Annotated in this window: 2 protein-coding genes and 1 pseudogene; 1 reads left to right on the top strand and 2 read right to left on the bottom strand. The window is 46.6% G+C overall.

The genetic code is table 11. The annotated features are described in order from the left end of the window. A pseudogene (locus tag QB898_RS12990) lies at window positions 1-958 on the bottom strand (calcium-binding protein); the annotation flags it as partial. Continuing rightward, complete coding sequence (locus QB898_RS12985) at window positions 955-1,464, bottom strand: hypothetical protein (RefSeq protein WP_279525290.1); 510 nt, start codon at window positions 1,462-1,464, stop codon at window positions 955-957. The pseudogene QB898_RS12990 and the gene QB898_RS12985, both read right to left, overlap by 4 nt. Window positions 1,465-1,558: 94 nt before the next feature. Here QB898_RS12985 and QB898_RS12980 point away from each other — a divergent pair. Next, on the top strand, window positions 1,559-1,849 hold a 291-nt coding region (locus QB898_RS12980), incomplete at its 3' end, for a hypothetical protein (RefSeq protein ID WP_279525289.1).

Below are 1,849 nucleotides of genomic sequence, written 5' to 3'. Positions count from 1 at the left end.
ATGAAACGATTTGGTTCAGGGCTTCAATGCTCAAATCAGGCGCGAGTTTTTCCAGCGCATTGCCCAGCGCAAGCATGTCCGTGAGGCGGTACATGTAATGGTTGGTCAGGCCCGTGCCTTCTTCCTGAAACAGGGAAATTCTTCGCCCTACCTGGTTGAAATAAAAGGAATTGGTCGTGACGTTGATGCCATTGCCCGCAAAATAATTGCTTTGCAATTGCGCATCGGGGAAAGATGGCAAGCCATATTCTTGCGGCAATAGTCCTTGAAGCTGCTGAAAAATAGCATCACCGTCTGGCGCAAATCCTGCGCTATTGAATGTGCTGATGTGCTCAATATGGGTTTGTCTTCCAAATATGCGCGCAAACGCACTGGCCAGGTGCCCGCCCAGGCTATGGCCATTGACTTGCACGCCGCGCGCTAGATCTTCGGCAGAAATCAGACCTTCGCCTTGCACGGCTGGCGCAAGCACGAATTCCCTTCCAATGAAAATATCATGGCCTGCGTGCTCGTCGTAAACATATCGATTCTTGTACTCAACTTGCAAAGCAGGTTTACCTCTTTCTGTCGTAATCCGGCTCCACCAGTTAATCATATCAATGGCCTGGCTTCGGGCCAATGAATTAATGGTTAAGTCGACATCTGCAATCAACATATCAGTGCCTGATTCTGTCCCCCTTGCGGAAAGAAAGATTTTACCTTCATAAGGCGTTCCTTTGCGGCCCTTCCAGACAATGGCGTCAAATCCTGAATCCAGCACCGGAATATCATGAGCCAATCTGGTGTTAATGACTTCGAAATTGTCGGCTATGAATTTCGCCAATGGGAGCGTCATGCGCCTCGATAGTGTTCCTTCTTTATCTTTCAATTGATCTTGGACTATAGTTCCTATTGGCAAATCTATATAGGCCGCATCTGCAAGTAATGCATTGATATAGGCGGATTGAATGTAGCTCATTGTGAATCTCCTTTCTCTATAAGAGCATCAACGTTAATAGCATGAAAAATATCCGGCATCTCTTTGGCAACACAGGAAGCACCACCAGAACTGCCATTAAAGGATATCATCTTGAGGAGAATACCCCCCCCTCTGGAGCATTGTGTAAAAGAAAAAAATACTTTCCCACTATCTATATCCTGATATTTGTAGTCCGTGCAGGAAGTTGGAACGAGATATCCCCAGAGTTTAGTCTCTTTTGTCTCAAATTTTGCACGTCGCACTTTTATCCAGTCGGGATCAAGTTTCACCGTCGCTTTGCGATAACATATATATTCAAACTGAATCATGCCGATAATTCGATCAAAAAACAATATAAAAAATATACCAAAAAAGACTCCCAGGCGCAAAAGAAATAATTTATTGGGTGACAGCGACCACCCGAAAATTTTGACCAGCCGGTTGCTGATGAACACGGCAATCAAGATGAATCCGCCCAAAATGGCGTATGCAATCATTCCTATCATGCACCAATTCCTTGTTTAGATAATATACATATTGGCAAACTTGTTCTGGTTAACGAGCTTTGCTCACACCAAAGACTCTGCCGCTTCACGTCATGTGGACAACCAGCAACATTGCGATCTGCTCTCAACGGGACGCTTTATACACCCGGTTTTTGCTTCTGCTGGCCCTTATTTCATGAAAAGCGTGAACGATTTCCGCTTTTCAGGCCCAGCTTCCGATAAAAGGCGATATTGGAGCGATGAACGGCATATTCGGTTGATGGCAAAAAAACGTTTGCGGCCAGTTGTCATCGTCGGCTCCGCCTTCGGCTACGCGCTGCTGCTGCATGAAGCTGATGCCCGCGCCCAGGGTGAAGCGGTAACCCGTTCCGTGCGGCTCGGCTTG

Origin of the sequence: Ottowia cancrivicina, assembly GCF_029813755.1 — a bacterium.
Lineage (GTDB): Bacteria > Pseudomonadota > Gammaproteobacteria > Burkholderiales > Burkholderiaceae_C > Ottowia > Ottowia massiliensis.
This window is presented reverse-complemented; position numbering and strand designations above follow the sequence as displayed.